This is a genomic window from Spirosoma endophyticum, assembly GCF_900112365.1.
GTDB classification, from domain to species: Bacteria; Bacteroidota; Bacteroidia; order Cytophagales; family Spirosomataceae; genus Spirosoma; species Spirosoma endophyticum.
Window position 1 is genome coordinate 116,896 of record NZ_FOLQ01000010.1, and the last position, 26,523, is coordinate 143,418.

Sequence of the window (26,523 nt, forward strand, 5' to 3'; positions counted from 1 at the left end):
CGCCCACCTTATTACTCAGGTGGGCGTTTCGGCTTTTAATAATCGGTTACCCAAATCAGGCAACTTTTATCTGGACACGTAGCAGAAATTCGTCCATCTCGATTTCAGCCGCAGTAGACTCTGCGCCATTGAGATCGTTAACGAGATTAAGTGCAACCGCCTGTACTTCCTGTTGAATGTACTCCTGATTGCTCTCGACGGCAGCGGCCAGCAGTTCGTCGTTACGTTCCAGCGTAATGACAATCTTGTCCGTTACGGCAAAGTCGCGGTCTTTACGCAGGTTCTGAATCCGGTTCACAAAGTCGCGGGCAATGCCTTCCCGACGCAGTTCGTCTGTTACGTTCACGTCGAGTGCTACGGTCAGGCTATTATCGCTGGCCACTAACCAACCCGGAATGTCTTCGGTAAGAATCTCTACGTCAGACAATTGTAAATCATAAGGCGCAAGGCGTAAAAGGCCCGTCTGTTCAAGCGTTTTCAGATCGGTATCCGTCATCGTTGTGATGGCGGCTGCTACGTCCTTCATTTGCTTGCCGAATTTCGGGCCCAGGGCTTTGAAATTCGGCTTAACTTTCTTCTTCAGAATACCGCTCGCATCGTCCACGAACTCAACGGCTTTTACATTCACCTCCGACATGATAATCGGGGCGACGTGCTCAATCTGTCGGCGCGTATCGCTATTCAACACTGGAATCAGTACGCGACTTAGCGGTTGACGAACCTTGAGTTTGTGCCCTTTCCGAAGCGAGTGTACCAGCGACGAAACCTCCTGCGCCAGCTCCATCGACGTTTCCAGATTACTGTCGATCAATGACTTATCCGCCGTTGGGAAATCGGTCAGGTGTACCGACGTAGCAGTTGTCAAGTTCCGATAGAGCCAGTCCGAATAGAATGGGGCAATCGGCGAGATAAGTTGCGATACGGTGGTCAGGCATTCGTGCAACGTTTCGTAAGCCGCGCGTTTGTCGGCGGTTAGCTCCCCGTCGGATGCGACCCCGGACCAGAAGCGTCGGCGTGATAACCGCACGTACCAGTTCGATAACTGATCGTTCACAAAATCCTGAACCGCCCGACCCGCTTTGGTTGGGTTGTAATTGTCGAACTGGCTCTCTACTTCCAGAATCAGCGATTGCAGTTTGGACAAAATCCATCGGTCAAGTTCCGGGCGGTCGGCTACGGGGATACTACGTCCGTCAAATGAGAACTGGTCGAGATTGGCGTACAGCGCAAAGAAATTATAGGTATTCGATAACGTACCAAATAGTTTCCGTTGTACTTCCCCGATACCCTCGACGTTGAACTTAAGGTTGTCCCACGGCTCAGCGTTGGTGATCATATACCAGCGCGTAGCATCGGGACCGTACTGCGCCAACGTAGCAAATGGGTCAACAGCGTTGCCCAGCCGTTTTGACATTTTGTTGCCGTTTTTGTCGAGTACCAGACCCGTCGACACGACGTTCTTAAACGCGACCGAATCGAACAGCAGCACCGAAATGGCGTGAAGCGTGAAGAACCAGCCGCGCGTCTGATCAACACCTTCCGAAATGAAATCAGCCGGGAATGCCTTTTTGAAGACTTCCTGATTTTCAAACGGATAGTGCCATTGGGCATACGGCATCGCTCCCGAATCGAACCACACGTCGATCAGATCCGACTCGCGCTGCATAACCCGGCCAGAGGTTGAGACAAAATAAACTTCGTCGACATAAGGCCGGTGAAGGTCATACTCGCCGGACGAAAGTTTTTCCAGAAAAGCACTATTTTTTATCCGTTGGTCGTCCGTTAGCTCGTCACTCCATTGCGCTTTTTGAACATGTTCCTTCAGCTCATTAACCGAACCAACACAAACTTCTTCACCGATATCAGAGCGCCAGATCGGTAGGGGCGTTCCCCAGAAACGGCTGCGGCTTAGGTTCCAATCAACAAGATTTTCGAGCCAGTTGCCGAAGCGACCCGTACCCGTACTTTCAGGGTTCCAGTTAATAGTTTTGTTCAACTCAACCAGCCGATCCTTTTTCGCCGTTGTGCGGATAAACCAGCTATCAAGCGGATAGTACAAAATCGGTTTGTCTGTCCGCCAGCAGTGTGGGTAGGGGTGTTCGTATTTCTCCACCCGAAACGCCCGGTTTTCCTGCTTCAGTTTAATCGAAATCAGTACGTCCGTTGGTTTGAAATCCGGGTCGGCACGTTCTTCGTCCGAATAATATTCCTCTTTTACGTAGCGTCCCGCGTAATCCGTGATTTCATCCACAAACTGGCCGTGTTTATCCACAATGGGTACATCTTTGCCGGTTTCATCCTTCACCATGATGGGCGGGATGCCAGCCGCCTGCGCTACGCGAAAGTCATCGGCACCAAACGTTGGCGACGTATGCACAACGCCTGTACCGTCTTCGGTCGTCACGAAATCGCCCAGAATAACCCGGAACGCGGGTGCGTCGGGTTTGACGTAAGGCATTAATTGTTCGTATTCAATGCCTTCCAGGTGCTCACCTTTAAAACCCTGTATTTCGACGATTGCCCACGGAATAACCTTGTCGTTGGGCAGATACGCGTCAAACGCGCGGCTATCACCGCTATCCTGTTTCCCTTTTTCATTAAACCAGCGGCTCACCAACGCCCTGGCCAACACGACGTTCATTGGCTGGAACGTGTACTGATTAAAGGTTTTGATCAGTACGTAGTCGATGTCTTTGCCAACGGTCAGCGCTGAGTTGGCGGGCAGGGTCCAGGGCGTAGTCGTCCAGGCAAGAATAAATAAATCATGCTCGATTCCATTCGATGCTTCCTGTGCCGCATCGAACAGAAAGAACGATTTTCCGGTGCGTTTCACCTTGAACTGGGCCACAATGGTTGTGTCGCGAACGTCCTTGTACGTACCGGGCATGTTTAGCTCGTGCGAACTCAGACCCGTTCCGGCTTTGGGCGAATAAGGCTGAATCGTGTAGCCCTTATACAGCATTTTTTTGCCGTCCACTTCTTGGTCATACAATTGTTTGAGCAGGTACCACACCGATTCGATGTACTCGTTTTTATACGTAACGTACGGATTATCGAGGTCTACCCAATAGCCCATTTTCTGGGTCAGGTCGTTCCATTGATCCGTGAAGCGCATGACTGTTTCGCGGCATTTTCGGTTGTAATCCTCAACGCTGATGCCTCCTTCTGACGCTGGTTTGCCGATGTGATCTTTGGTAATGCCGAGTTCTTTTTCGACCTGCAACTCAATGGGCAGGCCGTGTGTATCCCAGCCGCCTTTGCGCTCAACCTGAAAGCCCTGCAGGGTTTTGTACCGGCAGAAAATATCTTTTATCGTCCGGGCCATTACGTGGTGAATGCCCGGCGCTCCATTCGCCGAAGGCGGACCTTCGTAGAACGTAAACGTAGGTTGTCCGTCGCGGATCGCCACGGATTGTTCGAAAACCTGATTCTGGTTCCAATACGTCAAAACCTCGGCCGCGATCTTCGCGTAATCGAGGGACTCATATTGCTGATACTTCACGCCTGGCATAATCAGAAGCACGACTTGTTTCCTATCCGAAGTAAGGACTGTCGTGCGGTTAAAAAATAATTGGCAAAGATAGGGAAATGACCGGAGCACAAAAGCTTGTTTGGTGGACCATACATTTCGATAAGCTATTCCTTTGTCAACAATAAAGACCGTCTGTACGGTTCACCTTGCCTTCCCCGTCTGGAAACAGGTATTTTGATAATCAGCTTACCAAACTCCATTGGCAGCACTACTATGAAAAAGTCTATCCTGTTATTCAGTATATTCGGCTTGTGCCTGAGCTCCTTATCGTCCAGATGCACCAACTTCATTTGGTGTTTTGCTACGTCCTAAAGCCCAGTTATGTCAAGTTGATGGATGAATACTGTTGGTCATTCAGGAGATAAAGATTTTCAACAGGAGAACATCATTACATCTACTAGCAGATTTTATGAATGTAATATTTTGATTTACAGTCTGATATGCGTAGGATGTTTTGATCTGTACGTGTAAATTCGCAGTAGCTTTGTTCGCACCGTATGAAATATAGCTTCTATTTAACGACCATTTTTCTCCTTTTTTTCACAGCGAAGGTAACTGCTCAGTCGCCTGTTTTGATACGTGGACCTTATTTACAGGTAGTTACACCAACATCGGTTATCGTCCGCTGGCGTACAGATCAGCCCACTAAAGGCCGAGTCTGGTTTGGTCAATCGGCTGGCCAATTGACCCGGGATGTTAAGGAGTCAGAGGCTTCTCTCGAACATAGCCTTACACTTACGGGGCTGCAACCCGCCACGAAATATGCCTATGCCATTGGCTACGATGATACGCAACTAGTGTCGGGAGCCGACTACTACGTTAAAACGGCCGTTCCTGCCGGCGATACGCGCCCGCTGCGATTCTGGGTGTTGGGTGATTTTGGGAGTGGGACTGGCACTAGTGTCCAGGCTGATGTGTATCAGGCCTACCGTAATGCGACCGCCAATCGCCCGGCCGACCTCTGGATGTGGCTGGGTGATAACGCTTACTCATTTGGTCTGGAAGAAGAATATCAGCAACTGGTGTTCCCTGTTTATGCGCCCACGCTCCGCAATACACCTTTATTTATTACGCCGGGCAACCACGATTATGCCGATAGTCAGACCAACTTCAATATTGCGTACTACAAGCTTTTCGCCTTTCCGCAACAAGGTGAATCAGGTGGAATTCCATCAGGATCAAAATCTTATTATTCAGCCAATTATGGGAATGTTCACTTAATCTCGCTTGACTCACAAGGAAAGCCAGACGGCGACTTTCGCCTTTACGACACGACGTCTACGCAGGTAAAGTGGCTCAAACGTGATCTTGCCGCCAATAAATTGCCCTGGACTATTGTCATTTTTCACCATCCCCCCTACAGTAAAGGTGGCCATAACTCCGACACAGAGGAGTCAATGGTGCTGCTTCGGGAAAATCTGACGCCGATTCTGGAGCGCTATGGAGTGGATCTGGTCCTGAATGGGCATAGCCACGGCTACGAGCGAACGTATCGATTGAAAGGGCTACGTGGGCTAGCCGCTACGTTTAATAAAGATAAGAACGTCGCCGAAAACACGACCGCCCGCTATGATGGTTCATCTAATTCATGTCCCATTTTAACGAAAGGAGAAGGTACCGTTTACGTCGTGAATGGGTCGGGAGGCCAACTGGGTGGACAATCGCCTGATTTTCCACATCCAGCTACTGTGTTTAATAATACAACGGTCGGTGGGTCGATGATTCTGGACGTTAACGACAACCGCTTGGATGCGCAGTTGTTGATGGCCAATGGCACCGTTCAGGATAAATTTACCATCCTGAAAAACGTCAATAAAACGACAGAATTGACCGCTCAGCTCGGAGATACGCTACAATTGGCGGCTTCGTGGCCCAGTGTGTCGGACGAATACCGCTGGCCGGATGGTCAAAAAAGTCGCCGTATTCGCTACGTTGCCGATAAAGCCGGTACGTATCCGATCACGGTAAAAGATGGGCGTGATTGTTTAGCTGATGTATTTCAATTAACCGTGCAACAATCGCTAAAAGTAATCGCCAAAACGATTGCTTCAGTTTGCGTAGGCGGTACGATGCCCGTAACGATCACATTCGAAAATGCACCCCAGTCTACAGACTTGCAGTATGACGTCTTGTTATCTGATGTAACGGGCAATTTCACCAACGAACAGGTTGTTGGTTCCGGAAAACTAACAGAATTAAAAGCTACTATTCCAGCTAATTTCCCCGCTGGATCGGGCTATCGGTTGCGCGTGCGGCCGCGTAGTATGCCCAATGCTCAGCTCGTGTCAAGTGGTGAGTTTACAGTTCAAGCCTTACCAACAGCAACCCTAACGGGTTCAACGACAGTGTCTCAGGGTAAGTCCGTTACATTAGCCATTGGCCTTACGGGGGATGGCCCCTGGAAGGGCAGCTTATCGGACGGAACGACTTTTTCGGGAGCTGCTAATCCAATCGTTCTTACGGTTCAGCCCGCCAGATCTGTCATCTATTCAATAACAACTATTGAGAACGGTTGTGGTAAAGGCACTACTTCAGGGCAGGCGTCCATAACAATATTAATACCAACGGCTGAAGAAGAGTTTGCGGGCGGGCGACTACGCATCTATCCTAATCCCACTCACGATGTGGTGTATGTTGATTTGACAACGACCCAGAAAAAGGAAGTCATTATCCAACTGACTGATATGCAGGGTCGTTCGATTCATCAGGAGCATTTTGCGCCTTTAACCTCCTTAACGGAATCAATCCATATGCCTCATGCCGCGGGAACATATTTGCTGACAGTTCAGGTGGGGCAGCAGAAGTTGACTCGGAAAGTAGTACGTCAGTAAAGGGCAGCTCTAACAGGATTACAATACCTGTCCCAATCCAAACAACACAACAAATAGAAGCGTACTAAGAGCGAGCTGTCCTAGTCGGGCGTTGAGTTCAGCAGGTCGCTTGTGCGTTGCCACGGCCCGGCCGTTCAGGATGAATAGTGGAAAGGCCAATACGTATACATAACTGAACCAGGCCGAGCCAGTCAGGAAGGAGTAGGCGATGGAACAAAACATGCCCGCGATGAGTAATCCCCAGTGGTAGCGAATGGCTAAGGATAAACCTAGCCTTGCCGGAATGGATCGCTTTCCGGTTAACGTATCGGTTTCAATATCCCGAATATTATTGACGTTCAACACTCCCGTAGCAAATAGGCCTACACTGGTAGCTGGTAATAACAAGAGTGGATCGAACGACAACGTGTGTAGAAAATACGTACCCAAAACTCCCACCCAGCCAAAGAAAATCAGGACGGCAATGTCGCCAAAACCGGCATATCCGTAGGGCCGTTTGCCATTTGTATAGCCAATGGCAGCCGCAATACTGAGCAGTCCTACAAGCAGAAAAATCCAGAAAAGCTTCGCGCCACCGGCGGCATACAACGCCACGACCAATAACCAGATGCCACTAACGAAGGATAATATTGCCGTTATGATGATACCCCGAAACATGGCTTCTTTGGTAATATCACCGGTCGCTACCGCCCGGCGTGGACCAACCCGTAATTCGGTATCTTTCCCCGAAACAGCATCGCCGTAGTCGTTAGCGAAATTGGACAGGATTTGCAGGAAAATAGTTGTCAGAATGGCCAGAAGTGCCACTGGCCAGCTAAAATGATGGTCAGCACTGGCCAGGAAGCAGCCAAGAATAATACTGGCTAAGGAGAGGGGTAACGTGCGCGGCCGTGCAGCCGCAATCCAGGACTTCACCATTCAATTATAAATGATGAATGATGAATGATGAATGATAAACACTAGTGAGGTGTATTCATCATTCATCATTCATCATTCAAACTTAAATACCTACTGCTTTCTTGAACTCTTCGTCTTCGGGTTTCACTTTAGACGCGAAGAAATGAGTTAGTTCACCTTTTTCGTTGATCACGTATTTGCAGAAATTCCAGGTAGGAACTTTGTCATTCCAGCCGTTCATGTCTTTGGTTGTCAACCATTTGTAAAGCGGAGACTGGTCGTCGCCTAATACCGATACTTTCTCAAACATAGGGAACGTAACACCGTAATTTTTTTTGCAGAACTCCGCAATTTCTTCACTGCTGCCGGGTTCCTGGCTTTTGAAGTTGTTGGCTGGGAAACCTAGCACAACAATTTTGTCGCCATGTTCTTTGTAGAATTTCTCCCAATCAGCATACTGCGGTGTAAAACCGCATTTTGACGCTACGTTCAGAATAACGACTTTCTTGCCTTTGAAACCCTTCAGCGATACGGGTTTGCCGTCGAGTGAGTTGACTGTGAAATCATAAAGACTTTTTGTGGGAGCTGGTGCATTGGCAGGAGCTACCGCCACTTCGCGTTTGTCGGCGAAAATACCTTTAACGAGCGTTGATAAAGACATAAAACTGGAAAGAGTAAAAACGAACGCGACAGCGATCAGACTAAATACAAGATTCTTTTTCATAGTTGTTTTTGACGTTTTGGTAGAACTTGGAAAGGGTATTTAAAGTCGTTGAAAATGAATAAATTGACTACATTTTTTCAGGTACGTCTATGCTCAATAAACCCATTGCCTGACGAATAGTTTCACCAACCGCTTTTGATAAAACAAGGCGGGTATGCAGCTTACTTTTATCCGTTTCTTTCAGGATGGAAAGCTTATCGTAAAACTGGTTAAATGTTTTCGCCAACTCATACACGTATTGCCCGATATAGGAGGGAGCGTAGGCCGCGCCAGCTTCGGCAACCCGCTGCGGATACTGGCTTAACAGAAAGACCAGTTGTTGTTCAAGCTCATCTAACGTAGTTGCCGCGACCGGTCCTTCTGCCGATACGCCCATGTCGGCAGCTTTCCGCAAAATCGACTGAATTCTGGCGTGAACGTATTGAATATAAGGCCCCGTGTTACCATGCAAATCTACCGACTCGGCCGGATTGAATTGCATCCGTTTTTGCGGATCGACCTTCAATAAATAGTATTTTAATGCGCCGAGGCCAAGCATCTGAAACAACGCCGTTTTTTCGGCGTCGCTAAACTCCTGAAGCTTGCCTTTGGCTGCTTCATCGGCAGCTGTGGAGGCAGCATCAGTAGTTTCCTGAATCAGGTCGTCGGCGTCAACAACGGTACCTTCGCGGGATTTCATCTTGCCCGTCGGCAAATCGACCATGCCGTACGACAAGTGGTATAATTCGTTGGCATACGGACGACCTAACCGGCGCAGAATGGCAAACAGGACGTTAAAATGATAATCCTGCTCATTGCCAACTACCCAAATAGACCGGTCGTTATGGTAATCCTGGAATTTGAGATCGGTGGTTCCCAAATCCTGCGTCATGTAGACCGACGTACCGTCAGACCGCATAACCAGTTTCTGATCCAGCCCTTCTTCGGTCAAATCAATCCAGACTGAGTTGTCGTCTTTCCGGTAGAAAATGCCTTTTTGCAGGCCCTCCTCAACGACTTCTTTGCCAAGAAGATACGTATTGGATTCGTAGTACGTCTTGTCGAAACTAACGCCAATACGTTTATACGTAGCATCGAAGCCCGCATAGACCCAGGCATTGAGTTGACTCCAGAGGGCCACTGTTTCAGGATCGCCCTGCTCCCAAAGACGTAGCATCTGCTGGACGTCCAGCATGAGTGGAGCTTTTTTCTCGGCTTCTTCTTTAGGGGTTCCCTGAGCAACCATCTCCTCGATTTGCGCTTTGTAAGCCTTATCGAACAGAACGTAGTACTTCCCGATCAAATGGTCGCCTTTCATGCCCGACGACTCTGGCGTTTCAGCGCGGCCCGACGCATCGGTTCCGAATCGCTGATAGGCCAGCATCGACTTGCAGATGTGAACGCCCCGATCGTTCACGATACAGGTTTTCACTACGTCATAACCGTTTGCTTTTAAAATCCGGCTGACTGAATCGCCCAGAAAATTGTTACGTAAGTGGCCGAGGTGAAGTGGCTTATTTGTGTTTGGCGAGGAAAACTCAACCATCACCGATTGTCCTTTGGTGGGCAATGTGCCGAAGGCTGGATTGGCGGCAATGTCATTCAATACGTCGATCCAGGGTGCATCGGCAATGCTGATATTAAGAAAGCCCTGCACCACGTTGAACCCACTGACAACCGAACTATTTTCGACTAACCACGTACCAATGGCCTGCCCAATTTGAGCGGGCGCCTTACGTAGCGCTTTGGTGAGTGAAAAGGTTACGAACGTGTAAAGACCTTCGAATTCTTTCTTGGTGGGTTGTAAAGTTATCTCACCGATGCCGGACGCACCGATCTCCTGTTGATACAATTCAGCAATAGCCTGTTGAATTGCCTTCTTTAGTTCTTCCTGAATATCCATTAGGCTGCAAAAGTACGAAAAGTAGCGTGTAAGTAGCGCGAGCGGAAGCTGTTTGGCGTAGTCTACGACTACGCCAAACGACAATCTGGACAATCTTAAGGTTGCAACGTTGTCGTTCTTTCTGCTACTGTCTTTACTTTTTCTTTCGAGAAGAATGCCGGGAAATAACCATTTTCCGCCCAGATTGGAAACAAATCACCGTAGTGCGGGCTATCTGGATCGCCCGACTGGCCGGGGCTGTTGATGCCAAGCGTTTTATCCCAATCTTCGGTATCAACCAGCATCCGGAACGTAGCACCGTGGGTTTGATTCAGGTCATTTCCTGTTGCATTGACAGTTTCGCCGTAACCGCCCCGCGCTACCGGACCGAGGTTGATTTTCTTCTGCATTGCTTTGTCAACCAGATCACTAAGCGGGTGAGTAATAGTGATGTGCTTATTTTTTCGCTGCCCGTACGACCAGTCATCCATGTCATTGCCGAGCCGGTCGGCGAGTTCGGTCACCGCTCGGTCGAGGCATAAAAGCAATAGACTATCACGCGCGCCTGTCGGAACGAGCAGCGCATCGGTCACACGCTTCGAGGGTAACGTTTTCAGGTACGGCTGGGCGTTTTTGGGGACTTTCTGCTGGTAAACGGCCTGTTTCAATTGCCCCTCCCAGGCTACATAGATAGCAGCCGCAACTGAACCGGGGTCTAATTTATAATCCCATCGCCGGAAGTAAGTCAGCGCCTTTTCTGTTCGATCATTGGGCGACGATAGGTTTTGTAACAATGGCACCAATGTCCGGGCTGGAATGGACAGGTAATCGGCCTGCAAGGCCATAAAGTCAACCAGATTCTTGCGTTTGCCATCGCTCAATACTTCTTCGATCCGGTGTGCCCGACTTGGTGCAGCCCACGTCCAGCCAACAGCATTACGATTTGGGAAGCTGTTGGGTGTCAGGTTGTTATTAGCCGTAACGACGTAGCCTTCGGATGGATTTAGTTTGTTTGGCAGTTGGTGGATAGGTAGGTAACCACCCCACTCAAACCGACCGTCGCCTGGAACCGGAACCAGCCCTGTGAAATTCTTTCGGATTGGCGATAAACCCACGGCCTGCCAGCCAATTGTCCCGGTTTTGTCGGCCCAAATCATGTTCTCACCCGGTACCCGACTGAACAAACACGCCTGCCGAAACTCTGTCCAGTTTCGGGACTGATTCATTCGTAGACTAGCTAGATAAGGGGCACAACCGGTTTCGAGCCATCCCGCCCGAATCGCATAGATTTTATGGTTCTTTGCATCTTCGAACACGACGGGCCCGTGTTGTGTATATTTTAATGTTGCTAACACCGGCTTTCCACTTTTCATTGGGATAGTCTCGGTCAGTGTTTTCAGCGAGACCCAGCGATCTTTATACCGGTATTGATTCGGATTAGCGGGGTTGGTTTTATACACGTATAAATCTTCATTGTCGGTTTCGAAGATAGTCAGACCCCAGGCACCATATTCGTTGTGACCTACTGAAATGCCGGGCAGCGTTGGTTCGCCTGCGCCAACTACGTTCCAGCCCGGTGCATTGAGGTGTACCCAATAACGCAGCGAAGGAGTTGACTGCGAGCGGTGGGGGTCGTTGGCCAGCATCGGATAACCACTGGCTGATTTATTACCCGAAATTACCCAGTTGTTCGAGCCAACGTATTGTTTCTCCGTATCGAACCACTTGTCAATATCGCTGGGTTGGCCAATACGTCTGGCCTCGTCTTCGTCCGCTTTCGCTAATCGTCCCTGAAACTTCAGGGGCAATCGAAAGGCTTCGTAGAGTTCCAGGATTGGCTGAAATAACTCGTCGCCGTTGACATGCAGTGCTAAATCCGGTTCACCTGCTTTAGTGATAGGGTGGAACCACTGTAATTCGCGGAGTTTATCAGCCCCCATTAATTTCACCAATCGCCCGTAATTCAGTTCCTCACGTACATTACCTAATAAGCCCTGATGGCGGCTAATGACAATTTCAGGCGTCCATAAACCTGGTTTTGTTTGGAGCACCCGAAACTCGAACGGTAGCTTTTCGGGGGTTTTCAGCATTTCGGTAATGTACGCATTGATGCCATCTACAAACGCTCCAACAATTTGTGGACCGTGTGGATGATAGTGCTTCAATTCCTGATCAATATTTCCGCGAAATCGAAACAGCCGGGTTCCGATATCACGTTTCGTTTCCTGCTCCCCAAGTAATTCGGATACTGTACCCGTCGCCTGTCTGCGCCAGATTTCCAGTTGAAACAATCGGTCCTGAGCCGCCGAGTAGCCTTGTGCGAAGAAAAGATCATGTTCATTTTTTGCGTAGATATGATTGACACCCCAACGATCGCGGATAATTTCGACGGGCTGTTGCAAACCCTTTACCTGCATCCGTTGCGTTGACTGAGCATTACAACAAATTGGCAGAAAAACGACTAACAGGAAAAAGAGGTGGCGCATGCGGTCAGATTTGGAAGTAATATAGCCAACAATCTACATATTAAGAATAGTGACGACTACTTAACAATTGAAACGTAGCGATGTTGCTATTCTGGGAAAACACTACGTCCACGGAACTCATGAAAACGGCGCTTTATCAAGTTTTTCTATTCAGTCTACTTGCAAGCCTTGCAGGTTGTGGATCAATTCCCATCCAGTCGAACGTAAAGGCAGATGCCAAACCGGAGTTTCGAAGTATTCTGGTTGTATCGAATCTATCAACTGTTGAGCCAACCTATTTACCTACCTTTCAAACGGCGTTTCCAGTGGGTTATCAGGTGTGCACTGTGTCAAACAGTCCCATTTCCTTTGATAGTCCGGAGGAATCTATCGAGAAACAGCGGCAGACTTGCCAGAGTGAAGTGGTGTTGACAATTGATTTCAACCGCAACTACACCTATGGTATCGGTAAATCCATATCATCCCGCAATGAACTCTATCTGGAAATGAAGAGCCTTGCCACCGGCAGGCCTTTCTGGAAAGCCATTGTCACAACGGGCAGCTACTGGGAAGTGCCTCCCAAATGGATTATTAGACAACTGATCAAAGACGGCGTGATTGAAGGGGTAATTAGATAGTAAAAAAACAGATTGAACACAGAGGCACAGAGAACACAAAGGGTTAGATGGTATGTATAACTCTGTGTTCTCTGTGCCTCTGTGTTCAATATTTTAACAACGTAGCACTGATTATGGAATGCAGGTACTACTTGTAGTTAAAAGATTAGACAAAGGCCGGGAAGTCGTCCATGAACTGCACATCGGCAGTCGTGTGATCGATGCTACAACAATAATGCGTCAGTCCATTGGAAATCACTACGTAAGGCGCACGGTGCACATGGTTGTACCGGGCAATCTGATCGAAGACATTTTGTGTCAGAGTGATATGTGGCGCTTTGCATTCGACGATCAGGAACGGCTGCCCCTGCCGATTAAAAACTACGATGTCCGTACGTTTCTGTGTTGTATTCAGCGTCAGCCCCCCTTCCGATCGAATAAGTGCTTTTGGATACGCGTAGTGTGTCAAAAGTAAGTTGACAATATGCTGCCGAACCCACTCCTCGGGCGACAGTCGAACGTACTTCCGGCGTATCAGATCGAATATGTATGGTTTACCTTCGACTTGCTTAGTTTTGTAGTCAAAAGTGGGGAGATTCAACGGGTCCATACCACTAAGATAAAGAATGTATGAGTGAGGACGTGAATAAGCGAACGAAAAAACGGAATTCACACTTTATTCTCTCAATCACTTATCAATCCACTCACTGAATCCCTCCTGAACAATGAAGACTAAAGAAGAAATCGTTGCGAACTGGTTGCCACGTTACACGGGAACCCCCATCGAACAATTCGGCGAATATATTTTGCTGACTAACTTTATCAACTACGTCGAAATTTTCGCGCAGAAATTCGACGTTGAGATTTTTGGCATCGGGCGGGCCATGCAAACCGCTACGGCCAACAACATTACGATCATCAACTTTGGTATGGGGAGTGCTATGGCGGCTACTGTCATGGACTTACTCTCAGCTGTTGATCCAAAAGCAGTGTTGTTTCTGGGTAAATGCGGTGGACTGAAAAAGACACAGATCGGCGATCTGGTGTTGCCCATTGCCGCCATTCGGGGTGAAGGGACCAGCAATGATTATATGCGCCCGGAAATTCCCGCTCTGCCCTCATTCCGATTGCAACGAGCGGTTTCGTCGACCATAAAGAAATACGAACTGGATTATTGGACGGGTACGGTATACACTACCAATCGACGGATCTGGGAACACGACGAACCATTCAAGGATTATCTCCGCGAACTCCGGGCGATGGCCATCGACATGGAAACGGCCACCATTTTTACCGTTGGTTTTGTGAATTCGATTCCGCACGGTGCCCTGTTGCTAGTGTCCGACAATCCGCTGGTGCCAGAAGGTGTGAAAACTGAGGAAAGCGACAAACGGGTAACGGGTCAGTTCGTAAACAAGCATCTGGAAATAGGTATCGACGCCCTGCTCGAACTCGAATCCTCCGGCGATTCGGTGAAGCACTTGCGATTTGAATAGTTAAAGGGAAGAAAAGAAGGAGGGGGAAGAATAGGCCGAAAGGGAAATAAACCCTCCAGGCCTATTCTTCCCTTTTCGCTTAAAAAAATCACTGACCATCTTACAGGCTGGGTTGTAGCCGAGTTCAGTGGCCGAGTTTCCCGCATTTCATCGCCAACTCTATCTTTTAGTATGCTCTGAACGTAGTGATTTGGCTTAAAACTGCCAAAAGATAGCCACCAATTGCCATCTTTTTGGTTAAGAGAATGACATATTGTCATATATTTTATTTTTTCATTAAAAATTGAGACATTTTGTCATAATGATTGCTTAAAAATGCTTTGGTACAGGGTTTGTAATAGAGAGAATGTGTTTGATAGTAAACAACCCAATAAAACAAATAAAACCATGGCAACCTTAGTTCGATATAACAACTTCCCTACTTTCTTTAATCCTTTTTACGGTCGTCCTGTAATCAACCGGTATCAAAACACTACACCTAATGTACCGGCTGTGAACGTGAAAGAAACTGAAACCGCATTCCTTCTTGAATTGGCCGCTCCCGGTCTGAAAAAAGAAGATTTGAAAATCAGCGTAGAAAATAACAAGCTGACGATTGGTTACAATTCTGAAGTAAAAACGGAAGAAAGCACGGAGAAATTCACTCGTCAGGAGTTTGGTTTCACGTCGTTCGAACGTAGCTTCCGCTTACCTAAAACGGTAAACGCCGACCAAATCAAAGCTGCTTATACCGACGGCATCTTGACCGTTGAATTGCCTAAAGTTGAAGTAAAAGAAGAAAAATTAGTGAAGGAAATTACCGTTGCCTAATCGCACCTGGTAGAAGTGGAAGATGGAAAAGCCCGCGTCAATTGACGTGGGCTTTTTTTGCTTGGAGCAGGGGGGAAGGAGTGCGATTAATCCATGCACCTTGTACCATGCCCTAGATTCCGTGCACTAACTGCATAAACGCGTCGAGTTTCTGTTCATCCAGATTACCATTCGTTCGAACGCCACTACAAATATCTAATCCGAATGGCTGCACGGTATCAATGGCTTCGCGAACGTTTGCCAGATTTAGGCCACCCGCCAGAAATACGGGTACCGGCGACTGCGCCACAATCTGTCGACTTACCTGCCAGTTGTGCACGCGACCTGTACCGCCAAGTTCTTTAATGGTCAGCGTTGGATTACCTGAATCGAGTAGCAAAGCATTGGCACCGTGCTGAACGGCTCGTAACGCTTCGTCGATGTTACGTTCATCGAGTACGTGAATAACCTGTACCAGCTTGATAGCGGGGAGTTTGGCTCGTAGCACAGCATAAGTTTCGGGCTGTACGGCATCAACAAGTTGAATGGTATTGGCGCCCACACGCTGTTGATGCGCCACAATTTCGTCGACGGTGGTTTCGCTCGTGAGCATGAACGTAGCGATGGGTGGGGGCGTTGCCTGCACAATCTGCGCTGCCAGCTCATCGGCCACTATGCCCGGTCCGCTGGGCATCCGGCCCACTAAGCCAAGCGCGTCGGCCCCAAGCCGAACGGCTAGCCGAGCTTCGTCAACACGGCTAATGCAGCAAATTTTTATACGTACCCTGAACTGAGATTCCATGATTTGCGGTTTCTTACCTAAAGAGCAGGCGACAAATATACTACAGCATTGATTCGCCCGGCAGCATTATGGTTGAGCAAGCCCCTATTGATACCTACGCATCCCTTCGTATTCCTGAGTTTCGCTATTTCGTGATGAACAGTTTCCTGATTACGGCTACCCTGCTGATTCAGGAAGTTATTCTGGGTTACGAGCTGTATAAAATTACGCACGATCCGCTAATGCTGGGCTTGGTTGGTCTGGCCGAAGCCATTCCATTTATTGCGCTGTCGCTGTTTGGAGGCCATTTAGCCGACCGTCGTGACAAGAAACGTATTTTACAGTGGAGCCTTCTGGTCATTCTACTCGGTTCGGTAATTCTATATCTGGTATTTCAGCCTTCTATCGCTGTGGGCTTGTCGCAAGTGGCACGATTGGCTACGATCTATGGTGTACTAATGCTGATAGGGACAGCCAAAGGTTTTTACTCACCGGCTAGTTCGTCATTGAAGCCGTTTCTTGTGCCCCGCGAATTGTACACCAACTCCGCTACGTGGAGTAGTTCCTTCTGGCAGGCGGGTGCTATCGTTGGGCCAGGTTTAGCCGGCTTTCTGTACAGTTGGGTTGGTTTTGATAATTCGTTGATCGTCGTGATTGGTCTATTAGTCGTTTGTTTTCTGCTGATTTCTTTGATTGATCGTAAGCCTGTCCCCGTCAGTGATGCACCATTGCTTAGTCTAAAGGAAAGCCTGGGCGAAGGTTTTCGCTTTGTGTTCCAAACTCGAATTGTACTCTATGCCATATCCCTCGATTTGTTCTCGGTGTTGTTTGGGGGCGTAGTCGCCATCTTGCCGATCTTTGCCGAGGATATTCTGAAAGTTGGTGCTGAAGGATTAGGGTTTATGCGGGCAGCTCCGTCCATTGGCGCGCTATTAACGATGGCGTACATGGCAAAGCATCCACCAACGCACAACGCTTGGCGGAATATGTTGCTGGCCGTAGCAGGGTTTGGCGTAGCCACAATTGTCTTTTCACTATCGACAAATTTTTACCTGTCGCTGCTTATGCTGGGGTTGACAGGGGCTTTCGACAGCGTTAGCGTAATTATTCGCCAGACAATTCTACAGATTTTCCCCCCCGATTATATTCGGGGAAGGGTTGCGGCCGTAAACGGCATGTTCATCAGTTCCTCTAATGAAATTGGCGCGTTCGAGTCAGGTTTGCTGGCCAAACTGTTAGGGACAGTGCCGTCGGTGGCGTTGGGGGGCGTTGTTACGTTGTTCGTTGTCGGCTATATCTACACAAGATCCAAAGAACTGTTCGCCGTGCGTCTGGATTGATCGCGCAGAAAAGCGGTTATTTTAGTCCGGTGAAACGTAATAAAGAATCAGGCTTGAGCGACTGGAATATTAAGGTCGCTTAGAAATGTGTTAACGTCAAGATGTTCATTCAGGAGTACTCTCGCGTTGAATATCTCCCAGAATAACTCATCCGAGATTTGATAATCGCGTTGCAGCCGGACCATATCGCGGATGCTTTCCTTAAGTTGATTAACTGGCGTATGCACCTGATAAGCACGAGATTGGTAGTTTTCCATGACCTTTGTTTTTTGGAGTAGGCGAGATTTCTAAACACCCTCCTTTTTAGATTGTTTTCCAATCAGAATCAATCCGTTAGGGAGTAATTAGAAAAATCATATTGTGCCTTTTGCTGCTGTGCAGTGAGGCAAATCCCAACCCGGAACGATACAACTAAATTTTTTTATAATATTCAACTTGCTGATTCTCAATCAAAGTATGAAGTCATTTACGCTCGCTACGACTGCCCTGTTCATTGGAGCCACTTTTATGGCGCTAACATCTCCGCCGGGCCGCATGAAGCCTATGAAATTAGTGAAGGTCTGGGAAACGGATACTACGTTGCGTACACCGGAATCAGTGCTTTATGATGGCAACAATACCCTGTATGTAGCAAACATTGACGGGAAGTCCGACTCACTCGACGGGAGTGGATTCATTTCAAAAGTGTCGCTCGATGGTAAAATTGAAAATCTGCACTGGACATCAGGCCTGAACGCTCCAAAAGGAATGGGGCTTTACAAAGACAAGCTTTACGTGACGGATGTGTATCGGTTGGTGTGTATCAATACCGCCAACGGGCAGGCCGAAAAGACCTGGGATGCCGTTGGAAAGAACGCTTTCCTGAACGACGTAACGGTGGCGAAAGATGGTACGGTCTACGTATCAGACAGTCGCTTCGATAAGATTTATCGCTTGCAGGATGGTAAATGGGAAGTTTGGATGGAGGGCGAACAGCTTAATAAACCCAATGGGGTGCTGGCTGTTGGGAAGGACAAACTCATGATTGGCAGCACTAAAATTGGGGCGCTACAATCTGTAGATGTAACCACTAAGACAATAACTAAAATTGCTGATGGTATGGCTAATACCGACGGCATCGTACCCGAAGGAAAAAGTAATTACTTTGTGTCCGACTGGAACGGACAAGTTTTCCACGTCAGCGCTGATGGTACCAAACAGCAATTACTCGATACGCGCGAACAGAAAATCAATGCGGCTGATATTGACTACGTTGCGAAGAAAAAACTGGTAATCGTACCAACTTTCTTTAAGAATAAACTAGTTGCGTATCAATTCGAATAATAGTCTCAGAAATTATCTAACTAAAATGCCCGATCAGAACGATCGGGCATTTTAGTTAGTAGGAAATCTCTTCTTCGTCCAGCAGATTTTTGATGTTCAGAATGCAACCGTCCATAACGAGTACGTCATTGCTCCAGTCAGTGATAATCCAGTCCTGATTAGGTTGCAGGATGATTACTTTCCGGATGCTGGATAATAACCAGAGAACACGCTCAACGCCAAAATCAAACAACTCCTGCGACTTTTCGGAAACATACGATACGTCACTGCCAATCTCTTTCAGATCAATTTTAAAATCGACTTCGATCACGATTTTAGGCGGTACGTCGAAATATTTGCCTTTTAATTTTGGTACTGATATTCGATCAAAAATGGCAATGTCTGCCGCCAGATTATCGTTTTTCCCTAAATGTAAACCAGATTCATTAGATGTGAGTAAATACGATTTACGATTAATTTTATTCCAAAGAGTGCCTGCCAAAACCATAACAATTACACTTTGTAAATCACTACTACCCATAATGTTTTCTGGTTTGAGATCACCCGCTATAACATCACGATACCCTTTATAATAAAGTGGGCGACCGTTGAGCGTTTCATAGATGAGCGACTCCGGAATGATCTCTGTCTGAACAGTTTCGTTTGTCGTAACCATATCCTTGCTGTGTTTTCTGTAAGGTAGGCAATTAACTTGTTTTAGCCCAACAACTGTTCAACCGCAATCTTGGCTTTCTCTGCACCGAAACCGCTCATGGCCTGATTCATTTCCTGTACAATCAGATCGTTTCCGAGATTACCAATACTGCCTTCGTGCGTATGATGCAACTCGCGGGGAGGTCTGTAGGTGTGCTCAGCAATTTCCTTCCCGACAATCCGGTAGGCTTCGCGGAAAGGCACGCCTTGTAACACCAGTTCGTTCACGCGTTCAACGCTGAACAGCAAATCGTACTTGGGATCGTCCAGCAGATTTGGTTTAACCTGGATGTGCTCAAGCATGAAATCCGTGATGTCCAGACAATCCAGAATTTCGTCGAAAGCAGGCATCAGAATTTCTTTCAGCAACTGCATGTCGCGGTGATAGCCCGAAGGCAGATTGCTCATCACCAGCGTTACCTCCATCGGCAATGCTTTCAGCCGATTGGTTTTGGCACGTAGTAACTCCGCTACGTCGGGGTTTTTCTTGTGCGGCATAATGCTGCTGCCGGTTGTCAATGCGTCAGGTAATGTCAGGAACGCAAAGTTCTGGCTGTTATAAAGGCAAATGTCCATCGCCATCCGCGAGATGGTTGCGGCTACCGCGGCCAACGCCGTAAGCGCTGTCTGTTCGGTTTTTCCCCGGCTCATCTGTGCATACACTACGTTGACGTGCATGCCTTCAAAGCCCAATAACTCCGTCGTGAGTGTTCGGTTGAGCGGAAATGACGAGCCGTAACCTGCGCCCGACCCAAGTGGATTTCGGTTGGCCAGACGGTAGGCCGTCTGTAACGTCAGCATATCATCGGCCAGGGCTTCGGCATACGCGCCAAACCACAGTCCGAACGACGATGGCATTGCAATTTGCAGGTGTGTGTAGCCCGGTAGTAAATCGTTTTTATGCTGCTCCGAACGGCTTACCAGTCGGTCAAACACACGCCGGACGGCTTCTGCTACGTTCCAGAGCCGATCGCGGGTGAAAAGTTTCATATCGACCAGCACCTGGTCATTGCGCGATCTTCCGGAGTGTATTTTCTTGCCAACATCGCCCAATACGCGTGTCAGCATCAATTCAACCTGTGAGTGTACATCCTCAACGCCTTCCTCAATCTCAAACTCCCCAGCCTGAATTTGTCGGTGTATCTTTTTTAATTCATCACTCATCATTCCTAATTCATCATTAGAAATCAGGCCGATGGTTTCGAGCATTTGCGCATGGGCGAGATTGCCTATTACATCGAAGGGAGCGAGGTAAAGGTCCATTTCACGGTCGCGACCGACGGTGAAGCGTTCAATTTGTTCGGCGGTACTAACGCCTTCTTTTTGCCAGAGTTTCAAAGCGAAATCAGACCGCCGAAGCGGAGTTAAAGAGTGGAATAGTGAACGAATGAAGCAGGCTAATTACTCATTCACTCGTTCGCTCTTTTAGTTTTTCTGCAAAGGTCGTAAAGAAAGTTGGGTAGTCGTTCGGGGTAGTGTGTTTTCGTAGGGACGTAGTAAGTGAGATATACATAAAGGAACTTATGGATCAACAAGAAGCGCTTGCTGTTCACTACGTTGCCACCGCTTTCCCAGCAACCAAAATCCACCAGCGGATGCCAGGCTGATGCCCACGACGACCAGCCAATGTATAGAATAGCCAAAATGGGCTACCAGTTGCGAACCCAGCGCTGGCGAGGCTGTTTGGGCGAGTGCTCCGCCCATGGCGTAAACCGCCAGATATTGCCCCCGTGTAGCGGATTTTGACCGTTCAACAATCAATGATTGAAGAAAAGGCATAACCAGCATTTCGCTGAATGTGACAATCAAGATAAACGATAGGGCGATGGACATTCCGGGCACGGCCAAACTTACCAAACCGGGCATTGCCAGCACACTATAGGCAACAGCTTCCAGCAAAACACCAGCGGTAATTAAAGGGACTTTCTGACGCTTCTGGCTTTCCAGCTTGTAGACTAATGCCATCTCAATAAATACAATCAGCAGCCCGTTAAGTGCCAGCAATAGCCCAATTGCCTGTTCGGGTACGTCAAGTTTCTCCTTGAAATACAATGGTGCCATTGTGAAAAATTGCATAAATGCTAACATATACAGCGTATTGCAGAGCACAAGCGCAATGAACAACGTATCGCGGTAAGGTGTAGTACTGGCTAATTCAGGTAGTTCTAGTGGCAACTGATTCGGTAGGTTGTCACTAACGGAATTAGGTTGATTCAGTTGTATTGGTACTAGGGACGAGTTATGGTCGGGAGCCTTGGGTACAGGTAAATAAAACCAGAGTACAAGACCAGCGGTAAGACAGGTTAAACCATCAGCCCAGAACAGTAGGTTATAATTAATGCTGGCTAACAGCCCCCCCAGGCCACCACCAACCGACCAGCCGAGATTGATAGCCAACCGATTCAGGGAAAAAGCGCGGGTGCGGTTTTCGGTTTCGGAATAATACGCAATCGCGGTTTGGTTGGCGGGCCGGAAGGCATCACCAAATAGTGTAAAAACAAACACACTGCCGCAAAGGAGCGGGAAACTGGTGATAAACTGGAGGGTCAGTAAGGCCGCTCCACTAAACAGCAGACTCACCAACTGAACGTAGTAGAATCCAATTCGGTCGGTTAATCGGCCGCCCAGGAACGTACCAACGAAGGCCCCCAGGCCGTAAATAGCCATCACAATACCCGCATTCGTAATGGAATAATGAAGCTTTTGGGTAAGGTAAAGCGTCATGTACGGCAATACCATGGTGCCGCAACGGTTAATGAGCATCACGCCCGCCAGTAGCCATACCGAGGGTGACAGACCCTGGTAAGCACGTTGGTAGAGGTGGAAAGTGCGCTGAAGCATAGCGCGAAGGTACAACGAAAGCTGCCCTCTGGAGACTTGTTATTGAGGTAGTGGGTAGTCTATAGTCCGAGGGTAGACTATATATCTCCCTGGAATCTACTGATTTCTCCTCCGGCCATCAGCCTCCTCGCCGGGAAGTACAAAGATCTTTTTATCCGTAATCAACGGGCGATGTTCCTCCAGAAACGTTTTGAGCAGCCGAATTTCCTCCAATTGTTTATCAATCGGATGCGTCAGCGTGTAACTCTCCACATACACATCTGTAAAGTCTGTAATAACGTATTCCATCAGTTTGATACCTTTCCGTTTCAGCGCGTGTAGGTATAAATTCTGGTGATTGTGTACGAAGCGCCCTGGCTGGTATGAAGCCGTTGTTTTTAAGTCCACTGCTTTGAATTTGCCAATCAAATCCACATAACCGTAAAACAGTACGTCGTCAATTTCCCACTGGCAGTAGACCTGCGTTTCGACAATAGGGCGGGGGAGAAGCTTGCGGACTTTTTTAATAATCTCCGGGTCGAAGCGTTCCTCGTCGGTGCCTTTTACAACCGCTTCTTCAAACGAAACGCCCCGTTCCTGCGCGGCCGTAGTGGGTGTCGGAACGCGGTTAATGGAGTCAATCAATGACTGTGCCGTGAGATTGCCACCCTGTAAATAGCGCGAAAATACATTCAGCAAAGACGGGTAGAAGCGGTAAGTGATCATAACGTATCCACGGGTTTTAACCTGTGCTTAGGGAATCTATCACCCGTTAAAACTCGTGGATACACATTTAGTTTCTCACCACCAGCAACACGCCAGCCATGATAAACACCAGACCGATCAGGCGCCAGCCGTTGGCCGGATGCAGAGAGAAACCCAGTAAACCGTAGTGATCCAGTACGACAGCCGCCAATAGCTGACCCGCCACACTGAGACTCACCAGGTTAGCCGTGCCAATTTTAGGCACGCTGACAATAACCGTAATCATATAGATCGCCCCCATGACGCCCCCCGCCCATTTCCACCAGGCAACTTGTTTAATGGTATCCGATGAAGGCGTAGACCCGCCTGTTGCCAGAAAAAGCAGCACCAACACCACAAAACCAGATCCAAATGAAATGGCCGCGGCCAGAATGGGGTTTGCCATCGCCTGACGCAAATTCGCATTAACGCCTGCCTGAACGGTAATGGCAATACCAACCAGAAACGCGAATAGGATATAGATGTAATTCATGTTTGCAAAGGTAGGAAACCCCATGTTGTGGGTTTTATCTTTCAGTTGGCTTTTCTGGCAGATAAGTTATTTATTTTAAGAACTTTGCTACAAAGCCCAATACTACACCCAAAACCTTCCTTTCTATGTTCATCATCACCCAGTATCCGCTGGCGGTTGTCGTCTGTTTCCTTACCATGCTCTGTTGGGGCTCATGGGCCAACACCCAAAAACTAGCCACACAGTCAGTACCGACAACTATTTTCTACCGCGATTATACCTATGGTATTCTTTTAATAAGTGTATTACTAGCTTTCACGCTCGGTAGCACAGGCTCTGTGGGGCGGTCGTTTCTAACCGACCTCAAACAGGCCGATACCCAGAATGTACTTTACGCACTGATTGGGGGTTTTGTGTTCAACATTGCCAATATCCTTATTGTCGTTGGTATTGAACTGGCCGGCTTATCGGTGGCCATGCCCGTGGGTATCGGTCTGGCGTTGATACTGGGCGTAATCGTTAACTACATACTGTCGCCCGTGGGTAACATTGGGTTGCTGGCATCAGGCGTTTTTTCTATTTTTCTGTCCGTCGTTTTCAGTGCATTAGCGTACCGGGCCAAGGGGAGCACCGATCAAACCGTCAGCACGCGCGGACTTATTATTTCGCTGGTTGGCGGATTCCTGATGAGCTTTTTTTTCTACTTCGTGGCTAAGTCGATGGCCGCGGACTTTGCCAACCCGGATGCTGGATTGTTAACGCCTTATACAGCTCTGGTGCTGTTTGCCCTGGGTGTCGTTGTTAGTACGCCTTTGTTTATACCCATCCTACGTCGGTTTGCCGGAAAGCCTGCCGATGGAGAAATTACATACAGCGACGTGAGCGGACGTAGCCACCGGATTGGTATGCTGGGCGGTATGGTCTGGTGCCTGGGTATGGCATCGAGTTTGCTGGCATCGGGTGCGGCTGGCTACGCCATTAGCTATGGTCTGGGGCAGGGCGCAACGATCATTGCCGTTTTGTGGGGTGTGTTCATCTGGCAGGAATTTCGGGGAGCCCCGTCAACCTCTACCCGCTACCTGATTCTCATGGGGTTGTGCTACGTACTTGGCCTGGTGCTGATTATTACCGCGAAATAAATTGATCTGCTTATTCGTCTGGTTTATCGGGTCAGAATGGTTGTTCATCTTAAAGACGCATCGCTACGTAATGCGCTGATTTACTTTTGCCATGATTAGATTGGATTTTCCTGTCTGATTCTGTATGCTAACTAGTAAATCATTATGGAAGCTAATTATCGATTTATAGGGACTATACGGTTGTTGGCAGTTGCTTCTGGCCTACTGTTGTCTTCCGCCATCAGTTTTGCCCAGAAGCTTGATTTTGCCGCAGCCACTGAAGCCCAGAAGCTATACATGGCAACCTGTAATAATTGCCACAAAGCCGAAGCAGGGGTAGGTGCACCGGCTTTCCTGATACTTGCCCAGATGCCGCCCCGCGCTATTCTGGCGGCCCTGGAAACGGGCAAAATGCGGGTGCAGGCCAAGGATATGACGACTGATCAGCGCAAAGCGATTTCCCAATGGATTACCAGCAAACCGTTGACTGAAACGCCGATTCCTAAAGAAGCCTACATGCCATTTACCCTGCCTGCCGGTCTGAATCTGGTGCATCATTCGGGTTGGGGCGGCAATCTGGAAGGAACGGGTTATCGGTCGGCGAAACAAGCGGGTATTTCGGCCGAAACCGTTGGTAAGCTCAAACTAAAGTGGGCATTTACGTTCCCGGAAGCGAATCAGGTACGTAGTAAACCAGCCATCGTAGGCGACTGGCTTATTATGGGTAGTCAGTTTGGCGAAGTGTATTGCCTCAATAAACAGACCGGTAAAATCGGCTGGCGTTTTCTGGCAAAATCGGCCGTACGGGGAGCTGTCAGTGTTGTTCAACAGGGCAATGAGATACAGGCCTTCTTTGCCGACAACAATACCAACGTGTATGCCCTCGATGTAAAAACGGGTAAATTAATCTGGGAAAGCAAAGCCGGAAAACACCCGCAGTTGGGAAATACGGGTTCGGTCGCCGTCTACGATCACATCGTCTACGTACCGCTGACCTCTATCGAAGTTGCATCGGTTTTAGACCCGACCTATCCCTGCTGCTCGTCGTCTGGTGAAATTGTGGCACTGGATGCCCGTTCGGGAAAAGAAATCTGGCGGCATCGGGTTATCACGGAAGAAGCAAAAGAGGCTGGAAAAAAGAAAAATGGACAGCCGTTTTATGGACCGTCGGGCGCTATTGTCTGGTGCAGCCCAACCGTCGATGCCAAACGGGGACTACTTTATTTTGGAACGGGAGAGAACTATACCGACCCTGCCACAAACAACAGCGATGCCATTCAGGCACTGAATCTGAAAACGGGCAAACTAGCCTGGACGTTTCAGGCCACCAAAGTTGATACGTGGAATATGTCGTGTCCCGGCAATCCAAACTGCCCCGATAAAGCAGGTCCCGACCATGATTTCGGGATGGCGCCGATTTTGGTGAAACAACCGGATGGCCGGGATTTACTGGTGGTAGGGCAAAAATCGGGCATTATTTATGGGTTGTCGCCCGATGATGGACACGTGATCTGGCAAACCCGGATCGGTCGGGGTGGCGCGTTGGGCGGTATTCACTGGGGCATGGCTACGGATGGCAAGCGGGTCTATGCGGCCAATGCCGACAACAAATACGGTATAGATCCCAAAGTTGATTCGCTGTTTAAACCCGCGCCTGGCCTGTTTGCGGTAGACCTGGCAACGGGTAACGTAGCGTGGAAAACGCCCGCGCCTGCCTGTGATGGAAAGAAAGGATGCCTTGAAGCCAATTCGGCGGCTCCAACGGTTATTCCAGGCGTCGTGTTTGCCGGTACGTTAGACGGCCATATTCGTGCTTACTCCGCCACAGATGGCAAAATTCTATGGGATTATGATACGGTGAAAGAATACGAATCTGTCAACGGGGTTAAAGGCAAGGGAGGATCTCTCGATGGCCCGTCCCCCGTTGTCGCCGACGGAATGCTGTTTGTTAACTCAGGTTATGGGATGTTTGGTGAACTACCCGGAAACGTATTGCTGGCCTTCGACGTTGAAAAATAGC

The 26,523-nt window shown here is 48.5% G+C and carries 21 protein-coding genes; 8 read left to right on the forward strand and 13 right to left on the reverse strand.

Going from position 1 to position 26,523, the window contains the following annotated elements; translation table 11 throughout:
* Positions 1 to 55: 55 nt before the first annotated feature.
* Positions 56 to 3,511 (reverse strand): isoleucine--tRNA ligase, encoded by a 3,456-nt coding sequence (ileS, locus tag BM202_RS22560; protein ID WP_093830364.1) that lies wholly within the window; start codon positions 3,509 to 3,511, stop codon positions 56 to 58.
* Between the two features lie 518 nt (positions 3,512 to 4,029).
* Here ileS and BM202_RS22570 point away from each other — a divergent pair.
* Positions 4,030 to 6,363, forward strand: a complete 2,334-nt coding sequence (locus BM202_RS22570; protein ID WP_093830368.1) for a metallophosphoesterase — start codon at positions 4,030 to 4,032, stop codon at positions 6,361 to 6,363.
* 18 nt (positions 6,364 to 6,381) lie between these two features.
* Here the strand turns inward: BM202_RS22570 and BM202_RS22575 are convergent, their stop codons facing one another.
* The 4 genes from BM202_RS22575 to BM202_RS22590 form a co-directional block, all read right to left on the reverse strand.
* Complete coding sequence (locus BM202_RS22575; RefSeq protein WP_093830577.1) at positions 6,382 to 7,278, reverse strand: 1,4-dihydroxy-2-naphthoate polyprenyltransferase; 897 nt, start codon at positions 7,276 to 7,278, stop codon at positions 6,382 to 6,384.
* 85 nt (positions 7,279 to 7,363) lie between these two features.
* Complete coding sequence (locus tag BM202_RS22580; protein WP_093830370.1) at positions 7,364 to 7,984, reverse strand: glutathione peroxidase; 621 nt, start codon at positions 7,982 to 7,984, stop codon at positions 7,364 to 7,366.
* A 67-nt stretch (positions 7,985 to 8,051) separates the two neighbouring features.
* Complete coding sequence (gene argS / locus BM202_RS22585) at positions 8,052 to 9,866, reverse strand: arginine--tRNA ligase (RefSeq protein WP_093830372.1); 1,815 nt, start codon at positions 9,864 to 9,866, stop codon at positions 8,052 to 8,054.
* 95 nt (positions 9,867 to 9,961) lie between these two features.
* Complete coding sequence (locus BM202_RS22590) at positions 9,962 to 12,331, reverse strand: penicillin acylase family protein (RefSeq protein WP_093830374.1); 2,370 nt, start codon at positions 12,329 to 12,331, stop codon at positions 9,962 to 9,964.
* 119 nt (positions 12,332 to 12,450) lie between these two features.
* Between BM202_RS22590 and BM202_RS22595 the strand changes: the two genes are divergently transcribed.
* The gene (locus BM202_RS22595; RefSeq protein ID WP_093830579.1) at positions 12,451 to 12,948 is read left to right on the forward strand and encodes a hypothetical protein; all 498 of its coding nucleotides are present in this window, start codon (positions 12,451 to 12,453) and stop codon (positions 12,946 to 12,948) included.
* Between the two features lie 145 nt (positions 12,949 to 13,093).
* Here the strand turns inward: BM202_RS22595 and BM202_RS22600 are convergent, their stop codons facing one another.
* A complete protein-coding gene (locus BM202_RS22600) occupies positions 13,094 to 13,537 on the reverse strand; it encodes a type I restriction enzyme HsdR N-terminal domain-containing protein (RefSeq protein ID WP_093830376.1) in 444 nt (147 codons plus the stop codon).
* Positions 13,538 to 13,652: 115 nt separating this feature from the next.
* Between BM202_RS22600 and BM202_RS22605 the strand changes: the two genes are divergently transcribed.
* Together BM202_RS22605 and BM202_RS22610 are read left to right on the forward strand one after the other, a co-directional pair.
* Positions 13,653 to 14,423 (forward strand): AMP nucleosidase, encoded by a 771-nt coding sequence (locus BM202_RS22605; protein WP_093830378.1) that lies wholly within the window; start codon positions 13,653 to 13,655, stop codon positions 14,421 to 14,423.
* 387 nt (positions 14,424 to 14,810) lie between these two features.
* The gene (locus BM202_RS22610; protein WP_093830581.1) at positions 14,811 to 15,233 is read left to right on the forward strand and encodes an Hsp20/alpha crystallin family protein; all 423 of its coding nucleotides are present in this window, start codon (positions 14,811 to 14,813) and stop codon (positions 15,231 to 15,233) included.
* A 112-nt stretch (positions 15,234 to 15,345) separates the two neighbouring features.
* Here BM202_RS22610 and BM202_RS22615 read toward each other — a convergent pair whose 3' ends face one another.
* Positions 15,346 to 16,014 (reverse strand): phosphoribosylanthranilate isomerase, encoded by a 669-nt coding sequence (locus tag BM202_RS22615; RefSeq protein ID WP_093830380.1) that lies wholly within the window; start codon positions 16,012 to 16,014, stop codon positions 15,346 to 15,348.
* A 68-nt stretch (positions 16,015 to 16,082) separates the two neighbouring features.
* Between BM202_RS22615 and BM202_RS22620 the strand changes: the two genes are divergently transcribed.
* Complete coding sequence (locus tag BM202_RS22620; protein ID WP_093830382.1) at positions 16,083 to 17,333, forward strand: MFS transporter; 1,251 nt, start codon at positions 16,083 to 16,085, stop codon at positions 17,331 to 17,333.
* A 47-nt stretch (positions 17,334 to 17,380) separates the two neighbouring features.
* On the opposite strand, the gene BM202_RS22625 is transcribed toward BM202_RS22620, so the two are convergent.
* Positions 17,381 to 17,590 carry a hypothetical protein gene (locus BM202_RS22625; RefSeq protein WP_093830384.1) on the reverse strand — a complete coding sequence of 70 codons (210 nt, stop codon included), beginning with the start codon at positions 17,588 to 17,590 and terminating at the stop codon, positions 17,381 to 17,383.
* Positions 17,591 to 17,789: 199 nt separating this feature from the next.
* Here BM202_RS22625 and BM202_RS22630 point away from each other — a divergent pair, with 199 nt between their 5' ends.
* Entirely contained in the window at positions 17,790 to 18,656 is an 867-nt protein-coding gene (locus BM202_RS22630; protein WP_093830386.1) for an SMP-30/gluconolactonase/LRE family protein, read from the forward strand.
* Positions 18,657 to 18,711: 55 nt separating this feature from the next.
* Here the strand turns inward: BM202_RS22630 and BM202_RS22635 are convergent, their stop codons facing one another.
* From BM202_RS22635 to BM202_RS22655, 5 genes are all read right to left on the reverse strand, one after another.
* The gene (locus tag BM202_RS22635; RefSeq protein ID WP_093830388.1) at positions 18,712 to 19,311 is read right to left on the reverse strand and encodes a hypothetical protein; all 600 of its coding nucleotides are present in this window, start codon (positions 19,309 to 19,311) and stop codon (positions 18,712 to 18,714) included.
* Positions 19,312 to 19,352: 41 nt separating this feature from the next.
* On the reverse strand, positions 19,353 to 20,687 hold the full coding sequence (argH, locus tag BM202_RS22640; protein WP_093830390.1) for an argininosuccinate lyase: 1,335 nt from the start codon (positions 20,685 to 20,687) through the stop codon (positions 19,353 to 19,355).
* A 183-nt stretch (positions 20,688 to 20,870) separates the two neighbouring features.
* On the reverse strand, positions 20,871 to 22,190 hold the full coding sequence (locus BM202_RS22645) for an MFS transporter (protein ID WP_093830392.1): 1,320 nt from the start codon (positions 22,188 to 22,190) through the stop codon (positions 20,871 to 20,873).
* A gap of 96 nt (positions 22,191 to 22,286) precedes the next feature.
* Positions 22,287 to 22,895: a hypothetical protein gene (locus BM202_RS22650; protein ID WP_093830394.1), complete on the reverse strand. Its 609-nt coding sequence runs from the start codon at positions 22,893 to 22,895 to the stop codon at positions 22,287 to 22,289.
* 67 nt (positions 22,896 to 22,962) lie between these two features.
* Positions 22,963 to 23,406 carry a DMT family transporter gene (locus BM202_RS22655; RefSeq protein ID WP_093830583.1) on the reverse strand — a complete coding sequence of 148 codons (444 nt, stop codon included), beginning with the start codon at positions 23,404 to 23,406 and terminating at the stop codon, positions 22,963 to 22,965.
* Positions 23,407 to 23,531: 125 nt separating this feature from the next.
* Here BM202_RS22655 and BM202_RS22660 point away from each other — a divergent pair, with 125 nt between their 5' ends.
* Both BM202_RS22660 and BM202_RS22665 read left to right on the forward strand, forming a co-directional pair.
* Positions 23,532 to 24,524: a GRP family sugar transporter gene (locus tag BM202_RS22660; RefSeq protein ID WP_093830396.1), complete on the forward strand. Its 993-nt coding sequence runs from the start codon at positions 23,532 to 23,534 to the stop codon at positions 24,522 to 24,524.
* A 144-nt stretch (positions 24,525 to 24,668) separates the two neighbouring features.
* Positions 24,669 to 26,522, forward strand: coding sequence for an outer membrane protein assembly factor BamB family protein (locus BM202_RS22665; RefSeq protein WP_093830398.1), 1,854 nt, complete (start codon positions 24,669 to 24,671; stop codon positions 26,520 to 26,522).
* Position 26,523 lies beyond the last annotated feature (1 nt).